This window comes from Rhizobium chutanense, assembly GCF_002531935.1.
Classification (GTDB): domain Bacteria; phylum Pseudomonadota; class Alphaproteobacteria; order Rhizobiales; family Rhizobiaceae; genus Rhizobium; species Rhizobium chutanense.
In genome coordinates this window covers 161,712-187,846 of sequence record NZ_NWSV01000008.1, presented here as the reverse complement: position 1 = coordinate 187,846, position 26,135 = coordinate 161,712, and the positions used below count along the sequence as shown (strand labels likewise).

Genomic DNA, 26,135 nt, shown 5'->3' with positions numbered 1-26,135 from the left:
CTACATTTCATCGGTTTTTGCGAACCGATTAGACCCTTGCCAGACTTGCCGTTTGGCCGAGACAGTGCCACAACACCGGTCCAAATGACACATCGGAGGTTTGTCGTGGAAAAGGCAGAAATCGGACTGATCGGCCTTGCGGTCATGGGCTCCAACCTGGCGCTCAACATCGCGGAAAAAGGCAATAAAATCGCGGTGTTCAACCGCACGCCGGAGAAAACCGACGAATTCTACGAAAGCGCCGGCGATCTGAAAAAGCAGATCATTCCCTGCAAGACCATCGAGGAGTTCGTCGATGCGATCCGGCCGCCGCGCCCGATCATCATCATGATCAAGGCGGGTGACGCCGTCGACCAACAGATGGAGGCCCTGCGCCCGCATCTTTCCAAGGGCGACATCATGATCGATGCCGGCAACGCCAATTTCCGCGACACCGTCGCCCGCTTCGACCGCCTCAAGAATACCGATCTGACCTTCATCGGCATGGGCGTATCGGGCGGCGAGGAAGGTGCGCGCCACGGCCCGTCGATCATGGTCGGCGGCACCGAGGAATCCTGGAAGCGCGTCGAAAAGGTACTCACCTCGATTGCTGCCCGCTACAATGACGAGCCTTGCGTCGCCTGGCTCGGCAATGACGGCGCCGGCCATTTCGTCAAGACCATTCACAACGGCATCGAATATGCCGACATGCAGATGATCGCCGAAATCTACGGCATCCTGCGCGACGGCCTCGGCAAGAGCGCCTCCGACATCTCCGGCATCTTCGGCGAGTGGAACAAGGGCCGGCTGAATTCCTACCTGATCGAGATCTCCGAGAAGGTGCTTGCCGCCAACGACCCTGTCTCCGGCGGGCCGATGGTCGACATGATCCTCGACAAGGCCGGCCAGAAGGGCACCGGCAAGTGGTCGGCGATCGAGGCGCAGAATATGGGCATTCCGGCAACGGCGATCGAAGCCGCGGTCGCCGCCCGCAGCCTTTCCTCGATGAAATCGCAGCGCGAAGCCGCCGAAAAGATCTTCGGCACCCAGGCCGTATCCTTCCCGATCGCCTACGGTCCCGAGCTCAACAAGGACCTGGAACTGGCGCTCTTCGCTGCCAAGATCGGCGCCTATGCCCAGGGCTTCGCGGTGATGGCGGAGGCCTCGCGCGAGTTCAACTGGTCGCTGCCGATGCCGACAATCGCCCGCATCTGGCGCGCCGGCTGCATCATCCGCTCGCAGTTCCTCGACGAGATCACCTCGGCCTTCACCAAGGCGCCGGATGCCGCCAACCTGATCGTCACGCCGGCCTTCTCCGAAATGGTTAAGGAATCGATCCCGGCACTCCGCCGCGTCGTCGCCGCTGCGATCTCCGCCGGCCTGCCGGTGCCGGCGCTAACCTCGGCGCTCACCTATTTCGACGCTTATCGTCAGGGCCGGGGCACCGCCAACCTCATCCAGGCCCAGCGCGACTTCTTCGGCGCCCACGGCTTCGATCGCCTGGATGGCAAGGACTTCCACCACGGCCCCTGGGGCAGCGGTGCGGCAACCTTCTGAGGTCTGCCGAGAAGAGTTCGAGGAAAAGCCCGGCTGTCGTGCCGGGCTTTTTTGTCCGGCCGATAGCTGATTAATGCGTGCGCTGATCTGCGTTTAGCAACAACAAAAGAGCCTGTGTCACGGCTTCGGGCTGCTCTATCGGCGATAGATGTCCGCAGTCGGGTATGAGCGTCAGCCGCGAGGCTGCAATGCTTTCCGCAATCTCCTCAGACAGCGCAGGGGGCGTAATCCTGTCCGCCTCGCCGACGAGAATTGCCGTCGGACAGGAGATGCCTGACAAGGTGGGGCGGGCATCCGGCCGATCGAGCGTGGCGATCAAATGGCGCACCGCCGCGTCTCGCCCTACATCCTCCAGAGCCATTTGCCGATAGACGCCCATAAGATTTAGATCGTCGACTCGAGCGGGGTCGACCAACTGGCGAAATCGCTGTTCGATCCATGCGTCGGGGGCATCTGCCGAAAGTCTGGCAATCCGCTCAGCCCGGCCGGCAGCTTGCGATGCGTCGTCGGGCCTGGCGCTGGTGCTTATAAGGGCCAGTTTCTCGACGCGCTCTCCGGCTCTGCGCATGATATCGAGGGCGATATAACCTCCCATGGAAAATCCAACCAGGCAGAAGCGGGGCGGGGCTGCCGTCAGAATATTGTCGGCGATCTCTCCAATGGAGCCTCCCTTTCTGTGATCGGCAATCATGACCGGCCGATATTTCCAGATCGCCGGAAACTGCGACAGAAAGAGTCGCGCCGAGCAATTGATGCCGGGAACGAATAAAACAGGCGCGCCAACTTCCACGAATCTCTCCATTCTCAGTCATGCGCTCGCGAAATTTTTGATGTCGGGTCACCGCGGATTTCGGGGCGTTTGCGAAAACTAGATGGGGAGCACATCCACATTCCACATCCAGTTCCTGTTGGTCTGACCAGATCGGTTGGCCGACGTCGATGCGAATCCTCTGCGGAAGAGTGTGCCGGATTTCCGCAAGATCTACGATACCTCGGTTCAATGAGATAAGAGACTCTTTGCACGCAACAACGTGGTGGATAGAGATGCTGATCCGAGACGAAACACCCGATGATATCGACGCGATCCATGATCTGACCTCGACCGCGTTCAAGCCGACGCCCTACAGCGACGGTACGGAAGCGGAGATTATCCGCAGGCTGCGCGCGGCAGGCGATCTGACCATATCGCTGGTGGCAGAGCAGGACGGCGAGGTCCTGGGGCATGTCGCGTTTTCGCCGGTGACGATCGACGGCGCACATGCTGGCTGGTTCGGGCTGGGGCCGATATCGGTGAAGCCGGAAAGACAACGGCAGGGGATCGGTAAAGCGCTGATTGCCAGGGGACTTGAACTGTTGCAGGCGATGGGTGCCAGCGGCTGCGCGCTGATCGGCAATCCCGATCTCTATAGCCGCGTCGGGTTCAGCAGCGACGGGCAACTCAAGTATCTCGACCTCGATACGCGGCTGGTGCAGCGGATTGTGCTTCGTGGGTCCCCGCCAAGCGGGACGTTGCGATTCGCCCCGGCATTTGAAAGCTAGAATAGTCCGTCCAACATCCGAAACTCAAACCCAACCTGACAGGGAAGGCGACGACATGTTCGAAACGGACGCGATGACCATTCGGACCGAGCGTCTCAGGCTTCGCATGCCAGAGATCGGCGACTTCGAGGCGTACGCCCGGCTGATGGCCTCGCCACGCTCTGCCGGAATGGGCGGCCCGTTCGATCTGCGGGCGGCGTGGGGAATGTTCTGCCACGATGTCGCTCTCTGGCAGCTTTTCGGGCATGGGGCGCTGATGATCGACCTAACCGAAACCGGTGAATGCGTCGGCCAGGTGGGGATCAACCATGGGCCGCTCTTTCCGGAAAAGGAGCTCGGATGGTTCGTCTATGACGGGCATGAGGGCAGGGGCTATGCGACCGAGGCGGCCTTGGCGCTGCGTGACTGGGCCTTCGGGACGCTCAAGCTGCCGTCACTCGTCAGTTATATCGCGCCGGGCAACGTGGCCTCCATTGCCGTTGCGCGACGGCTGGGTGCTCGGCTTGATCCCGCAGCGCCCCGGGACGATCCAAGGGACCTCGTTTATCGTCACCTCGCTTCCTGAGTCCGGGCTCTCGGGCCGCAGAGCGGTTGGTGACCGACGGCTCAATGCTTACATATCGATAGGTCAGCATCAGACGCCGCAAGAGATGGGGATGGCCGATGACGGATGCGAAGCGGGAGCATTGGGACGAGGTCTATCGCACGAAGGCGGCCGACAGCGTCAGCTGGTATCAGCCGACACCGGAACCGTCCCTCAAGGCACTTGATGCGTTGCATTTGCCGGCTGAGGCGTCACTGATCGATGTCGGCGGCGGCGCGTCGAGCCTCGTCGATCGTCTCATCGAGCGCGGGTGGTCCGACCTTACCGTTCTCGATATTGCCGCACCGGCACTGGATGTCGCGAAGGCGCGGCTGGGCTACGATGCCATCCGCGTCGCCTGGGTGGTGGCTGATGTCACCATATGGAGACCCTGGCGCTACTACGACGTATGGCATGACCGCGCCGTTTTTCATTTCCTCACCGAGCCGGAGCAGCGGCTCGACTATCGCCACGCGCTCGAAGCCGGCACGGCGGCGGGCGGCGTCGTGATCATCGCGACCTTCGCGCCGGACGGGCCGGAACGGTGCAGCGGCTTGCCGGTCCAGCGCTACGACGCGGCCGCGCTGGCGGCGGAATTCTCGCCTGCCTTCATGCTGGAGCGCGACTGGCGCGAAGAGCATACAACGCCCGGCGGCGGCCGGCAGTCTTTCCAGTGGTGTGTTCTTCACAGGCGCTGAGATGCGGGCGAGACGCCGCTAATTCACTTCCTGAGACAGGCGGTCGAGCACGAAATCGGCCCGGTCGGCGACCGGTATCTTCGGCAGTATGATGACCTCGTAGCCGAGCGTTGGATAGATCGCCGCGAGCCTGTCATATTCAGCAACGGCCTCGTCGAAGCCATGGCGCCGCTCGGGGTCGGTGACATAGATTTCCGGCCATGGCGGGGTCAGGAAAACGCGGCTGTTATAGCGGTGAGCGGCGCTCAATTTTTCTAGGACCGGTTCCCCGATCAGATGCTGAAGTGCTGCTGCGGCATCGATCAGCCCTCGGTCGAAGAACGTCCATCCTGCTTTCCAACTCGCCGTGGCGTAGTCGGCTGTCGCCATTTCGATTGCGCGGCGGGCGAAGGCCGCCATGTCGACCCAGGGCAAGGCAGCACCATCGCCCTCCAGCTCCTGCTTGACGATCCGCCGGCCGGGCTCGTCGACGATCCTATGACCGCGACGGCCAAGTTCCGCAAGCAGCGTCGATTTTCCGCCGCCGGAACATCCGGAAATCAGAACCGACCTGTTCATGATCTAGTCTGCCCTGCGGGCGCGCGCCATGCCGTGTGCCACCAGCCGGTCGATGATCTCGGCATAGCTGACGCCGCTTGCCGCCATTGCCTTGGAGTACATGCTGATATCGGTGAAGCCGGGAATGGTGTTGAGCTCGTTGATGACGAAGCGCATGTCCGATGTCAGGAAGAAATCGACGCGTGCCATGGCGTCGCAGCCGACGGCCCGGAAAGCCATTGCGGCCATGTCGCGCATGGCGGCCTCGATCTCCGCCGGCAGGTCGGCCGGCACTTTCAGCGCGGCGCCGTTCTCGTCGATATATTTGGCGTTGTAATTGTAGAAGCCATGGCTTTCTGCCGGCACGATCTCGCCTGGACGCGAGACGAAGAGCCTGCCGTCGGCATCCTCCAGCACGCTGAATTCGATCTCGCGGCCGGCGACGAATTCCTCGGCAAGCAGGGTGCGGTCATGACGGAAGGCCTGCTCGAGCGCTGCGGCGAATTCCTGGCTGGCATGGACCTTGGCGACGCCGACCGACGATCCCTGCCGTGCCGGCTTGATGAAGAGCGGCAGGCCGAGCTCGGCTTCGAGCGCAGAAAGCGAAGGGGTGGCGCCTTCATGGATCGTCACCGCGCGCGCCACCGGCAGGCCCGCCGCCCGCAGCAGGCGCTTGGCGATATCCTTGTCCAGAGCCGCGGCTGAACCGAGGATGCCGCAGCCGGCGAGCGGTACTCGGGCCAGTTCAGCTGCGCCCTGCACCGATCCGTCCTCGCCATGCGGGCCGTGCAGCACGGGAAACAGGATGTCGATCTTCGGCAATTCATCCGGCGCGCCATGGGCCGACATGGCCAGCATGCGGCCGCGGCCGCCCGGCACGAGGCAGATTTCCGTGCCTGACGAGGGTGTCGACAGCCGGCCGTCCTCGAAGCTGCTCAGCAGCCATTGTCCCTCACGGGTGACGAAGACGGGAAGGGCGTCATATTTCTCGGGCTCCAGGGCGGCCATGACGTTGGTCGCCGAGAGGATGGAAACCTCGTGCTCGGCCGAACGGCCGCCGAAAAGCACGGCGATGCGCAACCTGTTGGGGGAAGGGGTCATGAAAGCCTCCGAAGCGATGGGATGTCGGAAAAATCAGGCCTCGACCGATATGCCGCGATTGGCAAAGAAACGATCGAAGACGGCAAGCGGCAGCGTGACATCGGCCTGGCTTGCCGCGTCATGGCCGGACGGATTGTGGAAGCGGATCGTCTCCTGCGAGGCCGCTGTCACCAACACGAGATGTCCGCCCCTCGACGGCGGCTCCTGCTCCGGCCAGCGAATGGCCGAATGCACCGAGGCGATGAAGAAACGGCGTTTCGACAGAAGTTCCGGGATGGCTGACGTATCGACGTTGGTCATCGTCTCCGCGCCGAGCCCGAAATGTTCGTTCGCGAAGCGGACGAAGGGCGCGTAGATCAGCCCCTTGATCGAAGCGTCGATCTCGTTGACGACGTAGCCGCCGTAAGCCGTGCAGGCGCGGGCGAGTTCGAGGGTGGGATGGATCTCGCCACGCGCGGCCAGGATCATCTTCAGGCAGGCCATGCCGCAGACGTTCACCGCCCAGCGCGCATATTCCTCGATGGTCGCGGCTCCCGAATGGCGCCAGAGCGGATCGCTGAGCAAAGCCTGCGATCCCTCGGCAAGCACCGGCAGCGTCATGCTGGGTGTTTCCCATTGGCTGAAATAAGGCACGCTGCTTTCATGCATTCCGTCGATATTCCCCGTGGCTCATCTGCGGGATGGCCGGCAATCAAGGCTTTTTTCGAGCCGTCGCCTCATCGCTGCGAATCCAACGGTAGGGTGGGTTTTCATTCAGGTCTACTTAATTAAAATAAGGATATAGGTTAGAGAATATGGCTGATTGCGGAGGGAGCCGGATTTGGATTTTTTCCGATTGCGCACGCTTCGCGAGCTCTCGCGCCGGGAAACGATGGCTGCGGTGGCCGATGCGCTCGGCATTTCCTCCTCGGCGGTTTCCCAGCAGATAGCCCAGTTGGAGGACGAAACCGGGATTGCGCTGGTCGAACGGCGCGGGCGAGGGGTGACGCTGACGGCGGCCGGCCGGCGGCTGGTCGAACATGCCGACCGGCTCTTCGCCATCGTAGAGGAAGCCAGAACCGATATTGCCGCGCTGCAGAATATTGTCGCCGGCGACCTCAGGATCGCCGCCCAGCCCTCGTCCGCCTCGTCCTTCATTCCCGCCGCCATGCGGCAACTGGCGATCGATCATCCGCCACTCGATATCGTCATGACGACGATGGGGCCGGCAGAAGGGCTGGCGGAACTCAGGGTCTGGCAGACCGATGTCGTCGTTGCCGACGACATAACGCTCGATCCGCACACGCTTGACGACGCCGTCGACAGGCTGTTCCTGTGCCGGGACCAGCTCTTCGTGCTGCTGCCCGTCGGCCACAGGCTGGAAAACGAGCCGGTCATCGAACTTGCCCAGCTACGGGAGGAACGCTGGACGCTCGACGTCGCCTCCAGCGCTTATTGCAAGACGATCCGTCAAGCCTGCCGCGATGCGGGTTTCGAACCGGTCATCAACGGTTTCAGCGACAGTTTCGAGGTGATTTTCGCGCTCGTCGAAGCCGGTTGCTCGATTTCGGTGATGCCGGGCCTCGCACTTCGCGATTTCCGCGGTAGCCTGATCGTCAAACCTCTCGCGCCACCCGCCTATCGCAGCATCCACGCGATCACGCGGCGCGGCGAGGGACGCAACCCGAAGGTCAAGGCAGTGTTGGAGCAACTGGCGAGGAGTGGATCGAGAGGGGCGGGCGAGGGCTGATATGGTTTCCAGGTCGGTCTTAACGTCGATATTGTTGATAAGTGAAAGGCGATTGTTGGGACCTTGCGATGGACTGCTTTGCGCCGACAGCGGACATTGCCTTTTTGAATATTGGACGCAATAAGAACACTTTTCTCCAAAGGACAGGCACGGGGTCGATGCTTCGACGCTACTGGTTTAAGTTTAGTCCGTCGCCACAACCTTCTGCCTTGAACTTGGGTTGCGGGGTGACGGCCGGCAGCGCCGTAGATGCCGAACGGATGATCTGTCAAATGGTCTTCCCCGTGTTTGGCGAACGAGAGGTCGCGGCGGTCGTAGAGGATATTGATATCCAAAGCCTCGACGAGCACCATGTTCGTCCAAACATGGGAAATCCTGCTGCGGTGGGAGTTTGGTTCCCGCGAATAGCATAGCTTGACCTATGGCCCAAATGGCCGCTTCGGGCCGAAAGCAGTCACCAGCCGCTTTTACTGGCTAGCGGCGTGGCAATATACACCGCGGCCGCAGTCACCACGACGCGGCTCTTCTTCGCTCCCATTGCGCCGTCACCCTACCTGTCACCCTCCGGCCAGACCGGCTGGCTGATGCTCTGCAGCAGTTCCGGTTCGACGCCGTCGATCCGGGCGATGACGGCTTTGGCCATTTCGCGGCCGGCCTGACGCACGTCTTCCTGGGCGGTAATGATTTCCGGGCGGATCCAGTTGAGGATCGGCACCGATTGCTTGGAGACCATGTCGAGATCGCGGCCAAGCGCCTTGCCGGCGGCCTCGATGCCGGCATTGACGGCGATCGCCGCGCTGCCGGCCGAACAGACGATGCCGTCGGGAGCGTTCGGCGAGCGCATCAGCACCTCGACGACGTCGCGGATGTCGGCGAGCGGCGCATCGGTGTTGATGCGCAGCGGCACTTCCTCGGCGCCGTAATCGTGCAGGCCGGTCTGGAAACCGATGCGGATATGGGCGTAGTAGGTGAGCTTGCTCGGCGGCTGCAACAGGGCGATGCGCCGCCGGCCGCGTCTGACGAGGCGTTCCACCGCCTGATGGGCGAAGGCCTCGTTGTCGAAATCGTGGAAGGGGTGCGTGAGACCTGCATCGGTCCGGCCATGCGTGGCAAAGGGCATGCCGCGTTCGGTCAAGAGCCGCACACGCGGATCGTCCGGCTCGATGCGCGAGATGATGACGCCGTCAGCCGATCCCGTCTCGAGAATATAGCGCACCGGCAGCATCGGGTCCTTGCTGTGCGAATGCGGGGTGACGACGATATGATAGGGCGTGCCGGACAGCACTTCGGAAATGCCGAAGACCATCTGGCTCGAAAAGCCCATGATCTCCTCATCGATGCTGAGGACGAGGGCGATGACGTTGGTCTTGCCGGTGCGCAGGCGCACGCCCGCCCTGTTCGGCTGGTAACCGAGCTGGCGGGCAACCATACGTACCCGCTCCTTGGTTTCCGCCCCGATATCAGGCGCATCTTTCAGCGCACGCGACACCGTCGTGACGCCAAGGCCGGTCATGAAGGCGATTGTCTTCAATGTCGGACGCTCGCGCGCCGCAGGCGCCGATGCCGCTTGTCCGAAATTTCCCTTGTTTTCCATCCCTGTAGGCCTGCCTCGCGCGAATTGGTGTCGCTTATAGAGGCTTTTTCAAGCGCCGTAAGCCCGCGCCTGCCAAAATCGCGCCTCCCTAAGAAACGCAAATCTGTAACGATACAGTAGAAATGTCGAGTGCTTTTTCTTGTGTGCGCTGCGGCATTGTACGCTCAGGTTGAATCGACGATTCTTCCCCGATTTTTCTGCATCTGCGAAATAGGCACCATGGGCCGTGAATTCATGAATTAAAATTTATATAGCATATTCAATTTATTATTCCAATAACGCATATGCGAGAAGAGCTGGTTTCGTATCGCTGAAGAGGGTGTGGCGCCTCGATAGAAAACAGGCAGAAGCTGCAATTCCAGTTGCTCGGGAAAAATTTGGCGGCTGACAGTTGCGTGAGGAAATCGATTGATCTAAGTTTTTCCGGCAACGTTTCAGTGAGGGAGGAGAACTCATGAAAATTCGTATGATGGCGGCTGTGCTTGCCGCTTCCGCTGCGCTTCCGATCAGCGCCAGCGCCACCGATCTCGAAGTCACCCATTGGTGGACTTCCGGCGGCGAGTCCGCTGCCGTCGCCGAACTGGCAAAGGCATTCGACGCCACCGGCAACCACTGGGTCGACGGCGCCATCGCCGGCTCCGGCGGCACGGCGCGCCCGATCATGATCAGCCGCATCACCGGCGGCGACCCGATGGGCGCCACCCAGTTCAACCACGGCCGTCAGGCGGAAGAACTCGTGCAGGCCGGCCTGATGCGCGACCTGACCGATGTGGCGACGGCCGAGCACTGGAAGGACATTATTCGTCCGTCGAGCCTGCTCGATTCCTGCACCATCGACGGCAAGATCTACTGCGCTCCGGTCAATATCCACTCCTGGCAGTGGCTGTGGCTTTCGAACGCCGCCTTCAAGAAGGCCGGCGTCGAGGTTCCGAAGAACTGGGACGAATTCGTCGCTGCCGCTCCGGCTCTTGAAAAGGCCGGCATCATTCCGCTCGCCGTCGGCGGTCAGCCGTGGCAGGCGACAGGCGCCTTCGACGTGCTGATGGTCGCGGTCGCCGGCAAGGACGTCTTCAACAAGGTCTTCAAGGACAAGGATGCGGAAGTCGCTGCCGGTCCTGAGATCGCCAAGGTCTTCAAGGCCGCCGACGATGCTCGCCGCATGTCCAAGGGCAGCAACGTCCAGGATTGGAACCAGGCGACCAACCTCGTCATCACGGGCAAGGCCGGCGGCCAGATCATGGGTGACTGGGCGCAGGGCGAATTCGCTCTCGCCGGTCAGAAGGCCGGCACCGACTACACCTGCCTGCCGGGTCTCGGCGTCAACGAGATCATCTCTACCGGCGGCGACGCCTTCTACTTCCCGCTGCTGAAGGATGAGGAAAAGTCGAAGGCGCAGGCCGTGCTTGCCAAGACCCTGCTCGATCCCAAGACCCAGGTTGCCTTCAACCTGAAGAAGGGCTCGCTGCCGGTGCGCGGCGACGTCGATCTCGCCGCCGCCAACGATTGCATGAAAAAGGGTCTCGACATCCTGGCGAAGGGTAACGTGATCCAGGGGACCGACCAGCTGCTTTCGGCCGACAGCCAGAAGCAGAAGGAAGACCTCTTCTCCGAATTCTTCGCCAATCCGTCGATGACGCCAGAAGACGCTCAGAAGCGTTTCGCCGGGATCATCGCTTCGGCTGACTGATCGGCAGATTTGCTGTCCTTGCGATCCGGCTCCCCGGAGCCGGATCTTCCCATACGGTCTCGCCGGTACTCCCGGCAGATCGCGGGGCGGGATGAAAGACGGCCGTCAGCGGCCGCCGCTGCGATTTGAGGAGAAGCGTTCATGACGGGTCACGCGCAAGCAGGCCGGCCTAACAAGTTACTGCGCAATCTGAATGCCAAGATTGCGTCCATCCCGATGATCCTGACAGCGCTGGTGATTTTTGTCGGCGGCACGTTCTGGACGGTGTTTTATTCCTTCACCAATTCCAAACTGCTTCCGCGATTGAGCTTTGTCGGCATCGATCAGTATGAGCGCCTCTGGGCAGCACCCCGCTGGGTGACGGCGATCGAGAATCTGGCGCTTTACGGAATCCTCTCGCTGATTTTCAGCTTGGTCATCGGTTTCCTGCTCGCCGCCCTGATGGATCAGAAGATCCGGTTCGAAAATACCTTCCGCACCATCTTCCTCTATCCCTTCGCGCTGTCCTTCATCGTGACGGGTCTCGTCTGGCAATGGGTTCTGAATCCGGATTTCGGTATTCAGTCGGTGGTGCGTTCGCTGGGCTGGACGAGCTTCACCTTCAACCCGCTCTATACGCCTGAAATCGTCATCTACGGCATTCTGATCGCGGCGCTGTGGCAGGGAACGGGCCTCGTCATGTGCCTGATGCTTGCCGGCCTGCGCGGCATCGATGAGGATATCTGGAAGGCGGCGCGCGTCGACGGCATCCCCATGTGGAAGACCTATCTCTTCATCGTCATTCCGATGATGCGGCCGGTCTTCATCACGACGATCGTCATCATCGCCTCCGGTATCGTCAAAGTCTACGACCTCGTTGTCGCGCAGACATCGGGCGGGCCGGGCATCTCCTCGGAAGTGCCGGCGAAATATGTCTATGACTACATGTTCCAGGCGCAGAACCTGGGGCAGGGCTTTGCCGCCTCGACCATGATGCTCGTCACTGTCGCGATCATCATCGTTCCGTGGGCCTATCTGGAATTCGGCGGAGGGCGCAAGCGTGGCTAATATCGAAACTCTCAATAGCACGGCCGCCGGCATCGACGCCGTTGCGCCGAGGCTCGGCGAAGGCCCGAGCGGCGCCAAGCCGCGCCCGGCGCTGTCGTCACGCAACATCATCCTCTACGGAACGCTTGGTGTGGCGGCGCTGTATTATCTGCTACCACTCTATGTGATGGTCGTGACGTCGCTGAAGGGCATGCCGGAAATCCGTCTCGGCAACATCTTCTCGCCGCCGATGGAGATCACCTTCGAACCCTGGGTGAAGGCCTGGGCCGAGGCCTGCACCGGCCTCAACTGCGATGGCCTGTCGCGCGGCTTCTGGAATTCGGTGCGTATCACCGTGCCATCGGTCATCATTTCCATCGCGATCGCCTCGGTGAACGGTTATGCACTTGCCAACTGGCGCTTCAAGGGATCCGAGCTTTTCTTCTCGATCCTCATCATCGGGGCCTTCATTCCCTATCAGGTGATGATCTACCCGATCGTCATCATCCTGCGCGAAATCGGCATATACGGCACGCTGACCGGCCTCGTCATCGTCCATTCGATCTTCGGCATGCCGATCCTGACGCTGCTCTTCCGCAATTATTTCGTGTCGCTGCCGGAGGAGCTGTTCAAGGCGGCGCGTGTCGATGGGGCGGGCTTCTGGCAGATCTTCCTGAAGATCATGCTGCCGATGTCGCTGCCGATCTTCGTCGTCGCAATGATCCTGCAGGTGACCGGTATCTGGAACGACTTCCTGTTCGGCGTCGTCTTCACCCGGCCGGACACCTATCCGATGACCGTGCAGCTCAACAACATCGTCAATTCAGTCCAGGGCGTGAAGGAATACAACGTCAACATGGCGGCAACGATCCTCACCGGTCTAGTGCCGCTGATCGTCTATTTCGTCTCAGGGCGGCTTTTCGTCCGTGGCATCGCCGCCGGCGCAGTGAAGGGTTGATCCATGAACATGAACTCAAGTGTCTCCAATGCAAGTGTCTCGATCAGGGATCTGTCGCTGAACTTCGGCGCGGTCAGCGTGCTGAAGGATCTGAACCTCGAGATCAACGACGGCGAATTCCTGGTGCTGCTCGGCTCGTCCGGCTGCGGCAAGTCGACCTTGCTGAACTGTATCGCCGGCCTGCTCGACGCCTCGGAAGGGCAGATCTTCATCAAGGGCAAGAACGTCACCTGGGAAGAACCGAAGGACCGCGGCATCGGCATGGTGTTCCAGTCCTATGCGCTCTATCCGCAGATGACGGTCGAGAAGAACCTCTCCTTCGGGCTTCGCGTCGCCAAGGTGCCGCAGGCCGAGATCGACAAGCGCGTGGCGCGGGCGGCCGAAATTCTGCAGATCCAGCCGCTCCTGAAGCGCAAGCCCGCCGAACTTTCCGGCGGCCAGCGCCAGCGCGTGGCGATCGGCCGGGCGCTGGTACGTGACGTCGACGTCTTCCTGTTCGACGAGCCGCTGTCGAACCTCGACGCCAAGCTGCGCTCGGAGCTTCGCGTCGAGATCAAGCGGCTGCACCAGTCTCTAGAGAATACGATGATCTACGTCACCCACGACCAGATCGAGGCGCTGACGCTCGCTGACCGCATCGCCATCATGAAGAGCGGCATCATCCAGCAGCTCGATGACCCGACGACGATCTACAACAGGCCGCGCAATCTCTTCGTCGCCGGTTTCATCGGCTCGCCGTCGATGAATTTCCTGCGTGGCGAGCTGGTCAAGGCAGGTGATGGCATTGCCTTTTCCGCCAATGGCGTCATTTTTTCGCTCGCTGCCTACGACGCTAACGAGACATTGCAGCCCGGCCGCAAGGTGGTGCTCGGCGTTCGCCCGGAGCACATCAAGGTCAACGAGAATGCCGGCGGCGAAGAACATGACGCCACCGTCGATATCGAGGAGCCGATGGGCGCCGACAATCTTCTTTGGCTGAAACATGCCGGTCACACGATGTCGGTCCGCGTCAACGGCGCACGCCGCTTCAACGTCGGAGCCAAAGTAAAGCTCGCCTTCGATATGACGCTGGCTTCGGTGTTCGATGCCGAGAGTGAGCTGCGTCTTTAGGGAAATTTTTCGCAGGCGGGGCCGGAGATGGTGCCCGCTTGCCTGACGTGAGGCCGAAGGCCAGCGCGGGTTTGGCGAGAAGCCCAACCCACTCTCCGTCATCCTCGGGCTTGACCCGAGGATCCATGCCCGCTGCTGCTGGTGGATGCCGTGTGGATGCTCGGGTCAAGCCCGAGCATGACGGAGGGCGGGGCGGACGGACGGAGCCAAGGAGCTGAGCGGAAGCGAAGGGTAATAAGGGCATGCCGTGCGGCCCCCTCATACGACCCTTCGGGCCACCGACCAGGGTCGAGCCGCGGGTCTCGACCCGTCCTTCGGACCCCCGCTGGGGAGAAGAGGGAGCCAAGCCGGCTCCTGACGAACGACAGCTACCGGACGGCGACCATCCGCCGTCCGTATCCAAAACGTAAATCGGAAATAAAATCGTGACGCAACAATCGACCCCCTCCAGCATCGACCTTTCCGGTTCGTGGCAGCTCACCTCCGTCGACGGCGAAATCCGCACCGCGATCAATCTGCCCGGCGACGTGCACACAGCATTGCACCGCGCAAGCCTGATCCCCGATCCCTATTTCGGCCGCAACGAGGAGAAGGTGCAGTGGGTCGCTGGGCGCGACTGGGCGGTCGAGCGCAGCTTCACGCTGCAGGAAGTCGAAGGCGACTGGTATCTCGATATCGACTATCTCGACACGGTCGCCAGCGTCCATGTCAACGGCTTCCTGGCGCTGGAGGCCGACAACAGCTTCCGCCGCTACCGGCCCGATGTCTCGAGCATGCTGAAAGCAGGCGACAACTCGATCCGCATCGTCTTTGCCTCCAACCCTGCCATTGGCGCCGAGCGGCAGAAGCAGCAGCCATTCTATATCCCCTACAGCACCGGCAACTCGCCGATCCCGGACGGCAACATGCTGCGCAAGCCGCAGTGCCATTTTGGCTGGGACTGGAACATCGCCATCGCGCCGTTCGGCCTTTACGGCACGATCGCGCTGAAGCAGCTCGAGACGGCGCGCATCGAACATGTCGTTGTCCGCCAGACCCACAATAGCGACGGCTCGGTCGATCTCCTGGTGACGGCAAGCCTGTTTGCCAAACATGCCGGCATTGCCCAGGTCTATTTCGATCTCGACGGCGAACGCGTGCGTCTCGATGTCGGCGTCAAGGGCGAGACGGATGTCCACCATCTCTTCCATATCGACAATCCGCGTCTCTGGTGGCCTTCCGGCAGCGGCGAGCAGGCGCTCTACAGTCTTTTAGTCGAAACCTCGACGGATGAAGTGATCAAGCAGATCGGCCTTCGCACCATCGAGCTGATCACCACGCCGGATGCGGCAGGCAGCCGCTTTGCCTTCAAGGTCAACGGCCGCGAGATCTTCTGCCGCGGCGCCAACTGGATTCCTGCCGACGCACTCTATTCGCTCTCTTCGCCTGAGAAGACGGAAGATCTGCTGCAATCGGCGAAAGCCGCAAACATGAACATGATCCGTGTCTGGGGCGGCGGATTCTACGAGCAGGAGCATTTCTACGATCTTTGCGATCGGCTCGGCCTCATGGTCTGGCAGGACTTCATGTTCGCCTGCAACCTCTATCCCTCGACCGAGGACTTCCTCGCCAATGTGGCGATCGAGGTGGATTACCAGGTGCGACGGCTTTCTTCGCATCCTTCGATCGCGCTCTGGTGCGGCGACAACGAGCTTGTGGGCGCGCTGACCTGGTTCGAGGAATCGCGGAAGGACCGCGACCGTTATCTCGTCTCCTACGACCGCCTCAACCGGACGATCGAACAGGCGGTGAAGAAGGCGCTGCCGGGTGCGCTCTGGTGGCCGTCGAGCCCGGCCTCCGGCTATCTCGATTTCGGCGACGCCTGGCATGCTGACGGCTCCGGCGACATGCATTACTGGTCGGTCTGGCACGAGAACAAGTCGTTCGACAATTACCGGTCGGTGCGACCGCGCTTCTGCTCGGAATTCGGCTTCCAGTCCTATACTTCACTGCCTGTCATCAGGACCTATGCCGAGGAGAAGGACATGAACGTCGCTTCGCCCGTCATGGAACTGCATCAGAAGAATGCCGGCGGCAACGAGCGCATTGCCGGCACGATGTTCCGCTATTTCCGCTTCCCCAAGGATTTTCCGAATTTCGTCTATCTCAGCCAGATCCAGCAGGGGCTGGCGATCAAGACGGCGGTGGAATATTGGCGGTCGCTGAAGCCCCATTGCATGGGCACGATCTACTGGCAGCTCAACGACACCTGGCCGGTCGCCTCCTGGTCGAGCCTCGACTATGGCGGCCGTTGGAAGGCGATGCATTATCTCGTCAAGCGCTTCTTCCAGCCGGTCGCGGTCGCGGCCATTCCCGCCGAGGACGGCAAGACGATCCGTTTCTCGCTGGTCAATGACACGCTTTCGGACGTCAGTATCGATCTTTCGATCTCGCTTCTGACGATGAAGGGCGAGCGGAAGCACCTGAAAGACGTGCAGGCCATGTGCTCGTCGGACGCGGCGGTGACGGCTGCGACGATCGACGTGTCCGACATTTCAGAGGGAGCGCTGCTTGCCTGGCATTTCACCGCGTCGAATGGCATGGGCGGCGAGGGGCATTACGTCAACGGCACCTATAAGGCGCTGGAGCTGGAGCCGTCGGGCGTAACCGTCACCCATGAATATGTCGAGGCGAGCGGCGCCGTCGACATCAACGTCACCGCCGGGGGACTTGCGCTCTTCGTGATGATCGAAAGCGAGACGGACGGCAAATATTCCGACAACGCCTTCGATCTTGCTGCCGGTGAGAGCCGCCGCATCACTTTCGCCCCGGCACGTCCGCTCGAGCGCGGCAAGCTGCCGGAATTCCGCTTCTACGACCTGCATTCCTGCCAATCGGCGGATTGATCCTTCCAAGAAATGGGCACGAGGCCCAAGGAGAACATGATGACGAAACTCAGCTACCAGCTCTATAGCGCGCGCAATTTCCCGCCCTTGTCGGCGATCTTCGAAAAGCTCGGCAAAGCCGGCTATGGCGAAGTCGAAGGCTTCGGCGGCATCTATGCCGAACTGGATGAAGCCGGCCTCAAGACCCTGCGCGCCGATCTCGACAAGAACGGCCTTGTCATGGCGACCGGCCATTTCAGCCCCGATTTTCTTGACGGCAATGTCGAGAAGTCGCTGCAGATCGCCAAAATCCTCGGCATGGATTCGATCTATGCGCCGCATCTGATGCCGGACCAGCGCCCGACCGACGCCGCCGGCTGGCTCGCCTTCGGCAAGCGCCTGCAGGAAATGAGCAAGCCCTACAAGGATGCGGGCTTTGAATTCGGCTGGCACAATCACGACTTCGAATTCGTGAAGCTCTCCGACGGTTCGCTGCCGATCGAGCGCATCTTCGAAGGCGCGCCCGGCATCACCTGGGAAGCGGATATCGCCTGGGTGGTTCGCGGCGGTGCCGACCCCTATGCCTGGGTCGAAAAGCTCGGGGACCGCATCAGCGCCGTGCACGTCAAGGACATTGCGCCGGCTGGCGAAGCTGCGGATGAAGGCGGCTGGGCCGATGTCGGCCATGGAACGATCGGCTGGGCCAAGCTGCTTCCGGTCGTCAAGGCGAAGACCAAGGCCAAGCATTTCGTCGTCGAGCACGACAATCCCAACGATATCGACCGCAACATCACGCGCTCGATCGCTTCCTTCAAGACCTACTGAGGCAGACCATGACCAAGGAACTTGGCGTCGGCATCATCGGATGCGGCAACATCTCCACCACTTATTTTTCGCTGGCACCGCTCTTCAAGGGGCTGAAGGTGCTGGCTTGCGCCGATATCAACGTGCAGGCGGCCGAGGCGCGAGCCGAGGAATATGGCGTCAAGGCGCAGACGATCGAGGAGCTTCTCGCCAATGACGAGATTGACGTCGTCGTCAACCTGACGATCCCGGACGCGCATTTTCCGGTGTCGAAGGCAATCCTCGAAGCCGGAAAACACGTCTATTCGGAAAAGCCGCTGGTGCTTACGCTGGAGCAGGGCGAGGAGCTTCGCCGCATCGCCAAGGCGAAGAAACTTGCCGTCGGCTGCGCGCCCGATACCTTCCTCGGCGGCGCCCATCAACTCGCCCGCAAGTTCATCGACGATGGTGGCATCGGCCGGGTGACCTCCGGCGCCTGCTACGTCATGAGCCCGGGCATGGAGATGTGGCATCCGAACCCGGATTTCTTCTTCCTGCCGGGCGGCGGTCCGATCCTCGATCTCGGCCCCTATTACATCGCCAACCTGATCAACCTGATCGGCCCGGTCAAACGCGTCGGCGCCATGACCTCGATGGCATCGCCAACCCGCACGATCACCAGCGAACCGCGTAACGGCGAGATCATCCCGGTCAAGACACCGACGACGATCCAGGCGCTGCTCGAATTCGTGAGCGGCGCCACCGTGACGCTGACGGCGAGCTGGGATGTGTGGTCGCATCGTCATGCCAATATGGAACTCTACGGCACGGACGGCTCGCTTTACGTGCCGGACCCGAACTTCTTCGGCGGCACCGTCGAGGCCAGCGGCCGCGACAAGGAGATCAAGCCCCTTGAGGATTGGGAGCATCCCTTTGGCAAGATCAACCAGGAAAACCCGAACGGGGCACGCGCCAACTATCGCACGGCCGGCCTTGCCGACATGGCGATGGCACTGATCGAGGGCCGCGACGCGCGCTGCTCGCTCGACCGCACGCTGCACGGCGTCGACGTCATGACCTCGATCCTGAAGTCGGGCGAGGAGGGCCGTTTCATCGAGCTCACGACGACCTGCACGCAGCCGGCAGCGCTTGGTATTGAAGAGGCGCGGGCGTTGTTGAAGTGATAGGATCTCTTTAGATCGTCATCCTCAGCCTTGTGCCGATGCTGTCTGGTTTGCGCCAATGGTTGCCCCTCACCCTAACCCTCTCCCCGTTCTGACGGGGAGAGGGGACGTGCCCTGCGAAAGGTTGGCGGGGGACGGAGAGGGTCCGGCATATCCCCTTCGCCCCGTTTACGGGGAGAAGGTGCCGGCAGGCGGATGAGCATGCGTTCTCTTATGTCGCATGACAATTAAGTGGATATTGTACGAAGGAGAGTTTCATGAGCTGGCAACCCGCCGCAGACCGCTATTCGAAAATGAAATATAACCGCACGGGCCGTTCCGGCTTGAAGCTGCCGGCCGTCTCGCTCGGCCTCTGGCACAATTTTGGCGGCGATACGCCGCATGATCGCAAGATCGACATGTGCCGCACGGCCTTCGACCTCGGCATCACCCATTTCGATCTCGCCAATAATTACGGTCCGCCTCCTGGCAGCGCAGAGACGGCCTTCGGCGAGATCCTGCGCACCGAGTTTGCCGGGCTTCGCGACGAACTGATCATCTCCTCGAAAGCCGGCTACGATATGTGGCCAGGCCCTTATGGCGAGTGGGGCAGCCGCAAGTACCTGATCGCCTCCTGCGACCAAAGCTTGAAGCGCATGGGCCTCGACTATGTCGATATCTTCTATTCGCATCGCTTCGACCCAGAAACGCCGCTCGAGGAAACTTGCAGCGCGCTCGATCATATCGTCCGCTCCGGCCGGGCGCTCTATGTCGGCATCTCCTCCTACAATTCGCAACGCTCGCGCGAAGCTGCAAAGATTCTGAAGGCGCTCGGCACGCCGTGCCTGATCCATCAGCCGAGCTATTCCATGCTCAACCGCTGGGTGGAGGATGACAAGCTGCTCGATACGCTCGACGATGTCGGCATGGGGTCGATCGTGTTCTCGCCGCTTGCCCAGGGCATGCTGACGACCAAATATCTCGCCGGCATTCCCGAGGACAGCCGTGCGGCGCAGAACCATTTCCTCAAGCGCGATTTCATCCGCCCCTCGATCATCGACAATATCAGGAAGCTCAACGGGATCGCCGAGAAGCGCGGGCAGACCCTGGCCCAGATGGCGATTGCCTGGGTGCTGCGCGGCGGCCGCGTCACCTCGGCACTGATCGGCGCCAGCCGCTCGTCGCAGATCGTCGATTGCGTCAAGGCGCTGGATAACCTTGAATTCTCGGCTGAGGAGCTTGCAGAGATCGATGTCTATGCCAAGGAGGCAGACATCAACCTCTGGGCGAAGTCGGCGGAGCGGGAATAGGGAAGGCAGACTCGGAGTTTAAGGCAGCACGCTGCCACACCCTCCCTCATCTCTGTGCTCGTCACAGAGATCCAGCCAGCCCAAGTCTTTGGGCTGAAAAGACTCTTCTCGCCGCGCAGACGCGCGGCGGCCGGATTCCTGTGACGAGCACAGGAATGAGGGCGGAGCGGTGGGGCGACCCTCCGCTTTGACGTACGTACCACAACTATAATCTTGGAGGAGGCCGCATCCATGATCCGCAATCCCATCCTGCCCGGGTTCAACCCCGATCCGTCGATCTGCCGCGTCGGCGCGGACTATTACATCGCCACCTCGACCTTCGAATGGTATCCCGGCGTGCAGATCCACCATTCCCGCGATCTGGTGAACTGGACGCTGGTGCGCCGGCCGCTGGAGCGCCGATCGCAGCTCGATATGCGCGGCAATCCCGACAGCTGCGGCATCTGGGCGCCATGCCTGTCCTATGCCGACGGGCAGTTCTGGCTCGTTTATACCGACGTCAAGCGTTTCGACGGCAGTTTCAAGGACGCGCCGAACTACATCGTCACCGCGCCCTCGATCGAGGCCGAATGGTCGGATCCCGTCTATGTCAATTCCTCCGGCTTCGATCCGTCGCTCTTCCACGATGACGACGGCCGCAAATGGTTCGTCAACATGCAGTGGAACCACCGCACCGAGAGCTATGGCGGCTCGCCGAAATCGCCTGCTTTCGACGGCATCCTGCTGCAGGAATGGGACCCGGCAACGAAGGCGCTGAAGGGCCCGATCCGCAATATCTTCGCCGGCAGTCCGCTCGGCCTCGTCGAGGGGCCGCATCTCTTCAAGCGCAACGGCTGGTATTATCTGACGACCGCCGAGGGCGGTACCGGCTACGACCACGCCGTCACCATGGCCCGCTCACCCCGCATCGAAGGGCCTTATGAGATGCATCCGAACATGCACCTCATCACCTCCAAGGATCATCCCGGTGCGGTGCTGCAGCGGGCGGGGCATGGCCAATATGTCGAAACGCCCGATGGCGAGGCCTATCATACCCATCTCTGCGGCCGGCCGCTGCCGCCGAAGCGGCGCTGTACGCTGGGGCGCGAGACATCCTTGCAGAAATGCGTCTGGCGCGGTGATGACTGGCTCTATCTCGAAAACGGCACCTCAGTGCCCGATGTCGATGTGCCGGGCCTCTTTGGTGCTGTGCCAGTGGAAAAGCCGATGCGCAGTGAATACAGCTTCGATGGCGCGACATTGCCGGCCGATTTCCAGTGGCTGCGCACGCCCGAACCCGCGCGCATCTTCAACCTGACGGATCGTCCCGGCCATCTGCGTCTGATTGCGCGCGAAAGTATCGGTTCCTGGTTCGAGCAGTCGCTGGTCGCCCGCCGACAGGAGCATCACAGCTTCCGCGCCGAGACCGTGGTCGAATTCGCGCCCGACACCTATCAGCAGGTCGCCGGGCTGACGCATTATTACAATCGTCACAAGTTCCACGGCGTCGCCGTGACGCTGCACGAAACGCTCGGTCGCTGCGTCACGATCCTTTCCTGCAACGGCGACTATCCGAACGGACGTCTGAGCTTCCCCGCCGAAAGCGGCGTCGCCATCCCCGCCGAGGGCCGCGTGCAGATCGCCATGGAAATTCGCGAAAACGACCTGCAATTCTTCTGGCAGACGGAAGGCAAGGGCGCCTGGCAGCCGATCGGCCCGGTTCTCGACGCCGGCGTGATTTCCGACGAGGGCGGGCGCGGCGAACACGGCTCCTTCACCGGCGCCTTCGCCGGCGTGTTTGCGTTTGATACGTCGGGTTGGGCGAAGGTCGCGGATTTCGACTGGTTTGTTTATGACGAGTTGTGAGGGGTACCTGACCACCCGCCCTCGTCCTTCGAGGCTCCGGCCCTTGGCCTCCGCGCCTCAGGATGAGGGCTGATCGCTGTGCCGTGGGTGGTTATCCATCCGCCTCGTCGCGCTTGCTGTTGAGCCAAACGTCGCCCTCTCTCCGACCTCATCCTGAGGTGCCCCGCAGGGGCCTCGAAGGACGAGGGCGGCCACCGTGTTGGGATGCCCGTCCTGACGCTCCCAGCTATAAAAAGAAAGCCGGCGCAGAGGCCGGCTAAGACGAACGCGGCTGAACAGGGGATACTGGCCGGTTCCAAGCACTTGGTGACTGACAATAACTTTCACTACATGCCGAGGCAGCGGAAAAGGGCGCAACGAGAACGCCGGGAAGACGGCTCCGCAAAGAAGTGGGCGGCGGGCGGATGCCGCTGCTTGCCTCGGCTCTCTTATCGGGGATGAACATCACCGGATGATGACATTCCAAACCGGCCATAACTTTCTTTTCGAAGCAGGACCGGCCGCGGCGACATCACGGTGCGGTGACTTCGTAGTCGTTGGTGACGGTGTTGGTGCTGTGTGAATGCAGTGTTCACGTTCCCGAAGGATGTCAAAGCGACACGGACGAACTATATAGCGGCCGAAATACTTCCGAGAATCCGCAAGAGTTCCGCATGGCCCCCATCATTTCCGTTCAGAACCTCACCAAGACCTACGCCAATGGGTTCGAGGCCCTGAAAGGCATCACCCTCGACGTCGAAAAGGGCGAGATCCTGGCGCTGCTCGGGCCGAACGGCGCGGGCAAGACCACGCTGATCTCGATCATCTGCGGTATCGCCAATCCGAGCGGCGGCCAGGTGCTGGTCGCAGGCCACGACGTCGTCAAGGATTTTCGCGCCACGCGCGGGATGATCGGGCTGGTGCCGCAGGAACTGACCACCGATCAGTTCGAGACGGTGTTCAATACAGTGAGTTTTTCGCGCGGGCTGCACGGCAAGAAGGCCAACCCGGCCCATATCGAGAAGGTGCTGCGCGCACTTTCGCTCTGGGACAAGAAGGACAATATGCTGCGCCAGCTTTCCGGCGGCATGAAACGGCGGGTGCTGATCGCCAAGGCGCTGTCCCATGAGCCAGACATTCTTTTCCTCGACGAACCCACCGCCGGCGTCGACGTGACGCTGCGCAAGGACATGTGGCATGTCGTTCAGGAGCTCCGGGCCTCGGGCGTCACCATCATCCTGACCACCCACTATATCGAAGAAGCCGAGGAGATCGCCGATCGCGTCGGCGTCATCAATGGCGGGCAATTGCTGCTTGTCGAAGACAAGGCGGCGCTGATGGCCAAGCTCGGCCGCAAGCAGCTCATTCTCGATCTCGCCGAACCGCTCGAGCGGCTTCCGGATTGTTTTGCCGGCAACGGACTGACGCTGGAAGCGGACGGCAGCCGGCTGACCTATGATTTCGACGCCGACAACGAGCAAGAGAGCATCGCGGCACTCCTGACCCGCCTCGGTGAGAACAACATCCATTTCAAGGATCTCTCGACGCGGCAGAGTTCGCTCGAAGACATCTTCGTCGCGCTGGTGGGGGCGGGTAAATGAACGTCGAAGCGATCAAATCCATCTATTTTTTCGAGATGGCCCGCACGCGCCGTACGCTGCTGCAGAGTGTCATCTCGCCCGTCATCTCGACATCGCTCTATTTCATCGTTTTCGGTGCCGCGATCGGTTCGCGCATCCAGGAGGTGGAGGGGGTCTCTTACGGCGCTTTCATCACGCCCGGCCTGATCATGCTGACGCTGCTCGGCCAGTGCATCAGCAACGGCTCCTTCGGCATTTATTTCCCGAAATTCACCGGCACGATCTACGAAGTGCTTTCCGCGCCGGTGGCGATGGCCGAAATCCTGATCGGTTATGTCGGGGCAGCGGCGACCAAGGGCATGATCATCGGCTTCATCATCCTTCTCACCGCCAATTTCTTTGTCGATGTCAGGATCGAGCATCCTTTCATGATGATCCTGTTCTTCCTGCTGACGGCGATCACCTTCAGCCTGTTCGGCTTCATGATCGGCATCTGGGCCGGCAATTTCGAACAGCTGAACCTCATTCCGATGCTGGTCGTGCCGCCGCTGACCTTCCTCGGCGGCAGCTTCTATTCGGTCAACATGCTGCCGCCTTTCTGGCAGGCGGTCAGCCACCTCAATCCGGTGCTCTATCTCGTCAGCGGCTTCCGTTGGAGTTTCTACGGGATCGCCGACGTCAATCCGGCGATCAGCCTGGCGATGATTGCGGTGTTCTTGGGCGTATGCCTTGGAACGCTCGGCTGGATCTTCAAGACCGGTTATCGGCTGCGCAACTGATCGCTCCAAATAGCATCATCGGAAAATCCGATGATGCTATCGATTTCTTCCGTTTTTCTTCCGCTTCGGTCCAAGGCATCTGCTCTCCCAGCCAAAAGGAGAAGCGAGATGACTGGTATCGGGATCGAAGGTGCGAAGGTGATAATCGTCGGCGGCAGCTCCGGCATGGGGCTGGCGCTTGCCATGCGCCTGCTTGAGGAGGGGGCGTCGGTGACGATTGCGGGACGCAGCGAAGACAGGCTTGCTGCGGCGTGCCGTCACCTTGGCGGGCATTCGAAGCTTGTAACACATGTCGTGGATATAGCGCGGGAGGAAGAGGTCGCGGCGCTGTTTCGAAAGAGCGGGTCGGTCGACCATATCGTCAGCACGGCCGCCGATATCGAAGGAGCCTACCAGTTCCTGCCGTCGATCGAACTTGCGGCGGCGCAACGGGTGGTCGAGAGCAAGTTCTACGGGCCGCTGCTGCTGGCGAAATATGGCGCGGCCCGTCTGCCGCCATCAGGATCGATCACCTTTACCTCGGGTGTCGCGGCCTATCGGCCGGCGGCACGCGGATCGGTGGTCGCTGCCGTCAATGCGGCCCTCGAAGGCCTGGTCAGGGCGCTTGCCGTCGAACTGGCGCCGATCCGCATCAATGCTGTATCGCCGGGTTGGGTGGATACACCAATCTGGAACTTCGTTGCCGGAGACGCCAGGCAGGCGACGCTGGAGGCGATGGCGCAGCGCCTGCTGGCAGGGCGCGTCGGCCAGCCCGAAGACATCGCCGATGCGATCCGCTTCCTGATCGGTAACGGCTTCACCACCGGTACTATCCTGCATGTCGAAGGCGGGCATCGTCTGGTCTGATCGGCGAGAAGTGCTTGCTTGCCGATTGCAGCATGAGGGCGAGCGCCGGCGGCTGCACGCGCCGGCGCCGCCACATCATCACCAGCGTGGCGATGGGTGGTTCACCCGGCCATGGCAGCTCGATGACATCACCGCGTGCCGCCCCGACCGCAAGACCAGGGACCAGCCCGCAACCGGCGCCTGAGGCAACGAGCCGGATGATCGTCGCGATGCTGTCGACTTCCGTAACGATAGTCGGTGCGGGCACACCCGCCTCGGCAAAGGCGGTCTCAAACAAGTGGCGGTAAACGCAGCCGGATTCGGTGGCGATGAAGGGCGCAGTGCTCAATGCCGCGAGGCTTTCGTGTGGCAGGGCGCGCGCATTGCGGCTGGTGATCAGTACCAGTGGCTCGCTGGAGACTCGGCGCATGGCGAAGCGCTCATCCCGCTGCCCGCGATCGAAGGTGAAGGCAACGTCGATCGAGCCCTCATGCAACTGAGTAAGTAATTCGCCGCTGCCGCCGATCTTGAGCTTCAGGCCAAGACCCGGGTTCTGCTTGCCAAAGAGCGACAGCCACGGCGCCAGCCTTTCGGCGGCGATGGTTTCGAGGGTGCCCACGCTGACGGACTGTTCGACGTTGCCGGCGGCGGCACGGACGGCGCCTTTTGCCTCGTCGTTCAGCGCCAGGATTTCTTCCGCATAGGTCTTCAGCGCCGCCCCTGCCGCTGTCAGGGCAACGCCCTGCCGGGAGCGGAGGAAGAGTTCTGTGCCAAGCTCGTCTTCCAGCGCCTGTATCTGATCGCTGAGGCTCGACTGGGCGAGATTGACCTCGGCAGCGGCGCGCGTGAGATTTTCATGCCGGATGACCGCAAGGAATGTCTTCAATTGTCGTGGATTCATCTCGAACT

General features: G+C 61.5%; 23 protein-coding genes. 17 read left to right on the top strand and 6 right to left on the bottom strand.

Annotation, left to right across the window (positions count from 1 at the left end):
- Positions 1–84 precede the first annotated feature (84 nt).
- Positions 85–1,536, top strand: a complete 1,452-nt coding sequence (gndA, locus tag CO666_RS15495; protein WP_179869691.1) for an NADP-dependent phosphogluconate dehydrogenase — start codon at positions 85–87, stop codon at positions 1,534–1,536.
- A gap of 70 nt (positions 1,537–1,606) precedes the next feature.
- Here the strand turns inward: gndA and CO666_RS15490 are convergent, their stop codons facing one another.
- Positions 1,607–2,326, bottom strand: coding sequence for an alpha/beta fold hydrolase (locus CO666_RS15490; protein ID WP_179869690.1), 720 nt, complete (start codon positions 2,324–2,326; stop codon positions 1,607–1,609).
- A gap of 254 nt (positions 2,327–2,580) precedes the next feature.
- Here CO666_RS15490 and CO666_RS15485 point away from each other — a divergent pair, with 254 nt between their 5' ends.
- The 3 genes from CO666_RS15485 (at position 2,581) to CO666_RS15475 (ending at position 4,356) form a co-directional block, all read left to right on the top strand.
- The gene (locus CO666_RS15485) at positions 2,581–3,075 is read left to right on the top strand and encodes a GNAT family N-acetyltransferase (protein WP_097612977.1); all 495 of its coding nucleotides are present in this window, start codon (positions 2,581–2,583) and stop codon (positions 3,073–3,075) included.
- Between the two features lie 55 nt (positions 3,076–3,130).
- A complete protein-coding gene (locus CO666_RS15480; protein WP_097612976.1) occupies positions 3,131–3,640 on the top strand; it encodes a GNAT family N-acetyltransferase in 510 nt (169 codons plus the stop codon).
- A 98-nt stretch (positions 3,641–3,738) separates the two neighbouring features.
- Positions 3,739–4,356, top strand: coding sequence for a class I SAM-dependent methyltransferase (locus tag CO666_RS15475; RefSeq protein WP_097612975.1), 618 nt, complete (start codon positions 3,739–3,741; stop codon positions 4,354–4,356).
- Positions 4,357–4,374: 18 nt separating this feature from the next.
- Here the strand turns inward: CO666_RS15475 and CO666_RS15470 are convergent, their stop codons facing one another.
- Genes CO666_RS15470 through CO666_RS15460 form a run of 3 tightly spaced genes read right to left on the bottom strand, consistent with a single transcriptional unit; the run spans position 4,375 to position 6,642 of the window.
- Positions 4,375–4,914 carry an AAA family ATPase gene (locus tag CO666_RS15470; protein WP_097612974.1) on the bottom strand — a complete coding sequence of 180 codons (540 nt, stop codon included), beginning with the start codon at positions 4,912–4,914 and terminating at the stop codon, positions 4,375–4,377.
- Between the two features lie 3 nt (positions 4,915–4,917).
- A complete protein-coding gene (locus CO666_RS15465; protein ID WP_097612973.1) occupies positions 4,918–5,994 on the bottom strand; it encodes a D-alanine--D-alanine ligase family protein in 1,077 nt (358 codons plus the stop codon).
- A 33-nt stretch (positions 5,995–6,027) separates the two neighbouring features.
- Complete coding sequence (locus CO666_RS15460; protein ID WP_097612972.1) at positions 6,028–6,642, bottom strand: C39 family peptidase; 615 nt, start codon at positions 6,640–6,642, stop codon at positions 6,028–6,030.
- 172 nt (positions 6,643–6,814) lie between these two features.
- Here CO666_RS15460 and CO666_RS15455 point away from each other — a divergent pair, with 172 nt between their 5' ends.
- Positions 6,815–7,723: a LysR family transcriptional regulator gene (locus CO666_RS15455; RefSeq protein ID WP_097612971.1), complete on the top strand. Its 909-nt coding sequence runs from the start codon at positions 6,815–6,817 to the stop codon at positions 7,721–7,723.
- A gap of 550 nt (positions 7,724–8,273) precedes the next feature.
- Here CO666_RS15455 and CO666_RS15445 read toward each other — a convergent pair.
- Positions 8,274–9,317, bottom strand: a complete 1,044-nt coding sequence (locus CO666_RS15445) for a LacI family transcriptional regulator (RefSeq protein WP_097612969.1) — start codon at positions 9,315–9,317, stop codon at positions 8,274–8,276.
- A gap of 454 nt (positions 9,318–9,771) precedes the next feature.
- Here CO666_RS15445 and CO666_RS15440 point away from each other — a divergent pair, with 454 nt between their 5' ends.
- The 12 genes from CO666_RS15440 (at position 9,772) to CO666_RS15385 (ending at position 25,247) form a co-directional block, all read left to right on the top strand.
- Complete coding sequence (locus CO666_RS15440; protein WP_097612968.1) at positions 9,772–11,004, top strand: ABC transporter substrate-binding protein; 1,233 nt, start codon at positions 9,772–9,774, stop codon at positions 11,002–11,004.
- 141 nt (positions 11,005–11,145) lie between these two features.
- Positions 11,146–12,051 (top strand): carbohydrate ABC transporter permease, encoded by a 906-nt coding sequence (locus CO666_RS15435; RefSeq protein ID WP_097612967.1) that lies wholly within the window; start codon positions 11,146–11,148, stop codon positions 12,049–12,051.
- The gene (locus CO666_RS15430) at positions 12,044–12,988 is read left to right on the top strand and encodes a carbohydrate ABC transporter permease (RefSeq protein ID WP_097612966.1); all 945 of its coding nucleotides are present in this window, start codon (positions 12,044–12,046) and stop codon (positions 12,986–12,988) included. Before CO666_RS15435 ends, CO666_RS15430 begins: the two co-directional genes overlap by 8 nt.
- A gap of 3 nt (positions 12,989–12,991) precedes the next feature.
- Entirely contained in the window at positions 12,992–14,098 is a 1,107-nt protein-coding gene (locus CO666_RS15425; protein ID WP_097612965.1) for an ABC transporter ATP-binding protein, read from the top strand.
- Positions 14,099–14,523: 425 nt separating this feature from the next.
- Entirely contained in the window at positions 14,524–16,983 is a 2,460-nt protein-coding gene (locus CO666_RS15420) for a beta-mannosidase (RefSeq protein ID WP_097612964.1), read from the top strand.
- Between the two features lie 39 nt (positions 16,984–17,022).
- Positions 17,023–17,787, top strand: a complete 765-nt coding sequence (locus CO666_RS15415; RefSeq protein WP_097612963.1) for a sugar phosphate isomerase/epimerase family protein — start codon at positions 17,023–17,025, stop codon at positions 17,785–17,787.
- 8 nt (positions 17,788–17,795) lie between these two features.
- Positions 17,796–18,929 (top strand): Gfo/Idh/MocA family protein, encoded by a 1,134-nt coding sequence (locus CO666_RS15410; protein ID WP_097612962.1) that lies wholly within the window; start codon positions 17,796–17,798, stop codon positions 18,927–18,929.
- Between the two features lie 257 nt (positions 18,930–19,186).
- The gene (gene mgrA, locus CO666_RS15405) at positions 19,187–20,218 is read left to right on the top strand and encodes an L-glyceraldehyde 3-phosphate reductase (protein ID WP_097612961.1); all 1,032 of its coding nucleotides are present in this window, start codon (positions 19,187–19,189) and stop codon (positions 20,216–20,218) included.
- A gap of 231 nt (positions 20,219–20,449) precedes the next feature.
- Complete coding sequence (locus CO666_RS15400; protein ID WP_097612960.1) at positions 20,450–22,063, top strand: glycoside hydrolase family 43 protein; 1,614 nt, start codon at positions 20,450–20,452, stop codon at positions 22,061–22,063.
- Positions 22,064–22,716: 653 nt separating this feature from the next.
- Entirely contained in the window at positions 22,717–23,643 is a 927-nt protein-coding gene (locus tag CO666_RS15395) for an ABC transporter ATP-binding protein (RefSeq protein WP_097612959.1), read from the top strand.
- On the top strand, positions 23,640–24,401 hold the full coding sequence (locus tag CO666_RS15390; protein WP_097612958.1) for an ABC transporter permease: 762 nt from the start codon (positions 23,640–23,642) through the stop codon (positions 24,399–24,401). The genes CO666_RS15395 and CO666_RS15390 overlap by 4 nt, the downstream gene beginning before the upstream one ends.
- A 108-nt stretch (positions 24,402–24,509) precedes the next feature.
- Positions 24,510–25,247 carry an SDR family oxidoreductase gene (locus CO666_RS15385; protein WP_097612957.1) on the top strand — a complete coding sequence of 246 codons (738 nt, stop codon included), beginning with the start codon at positions 24,510–24,512 and terminating at the stop codon, positions 25,245–25,247.
- On the opposite strand, the gene CO666_RS15380 is transcribed toward CO666_RS15385, so the two are convergent.
- On the bottom strand, positions 25,210–26,127 hold the full coding sequence (locus tag CO666_RS15380) for a LysR family transcriptional regulator (protein ID WP_097612956.1): 918 nt from the start codon (positions 26,125–26,127) through the stop codon (positions 25,210–25,212). The two genes, CO666_RS15385 and CO666_RS15380, sit on opposite strands and share 38 nt — an antisense overlap.
- Positions 26,128–26,135 lie beyond the last annotated feature (8 nt).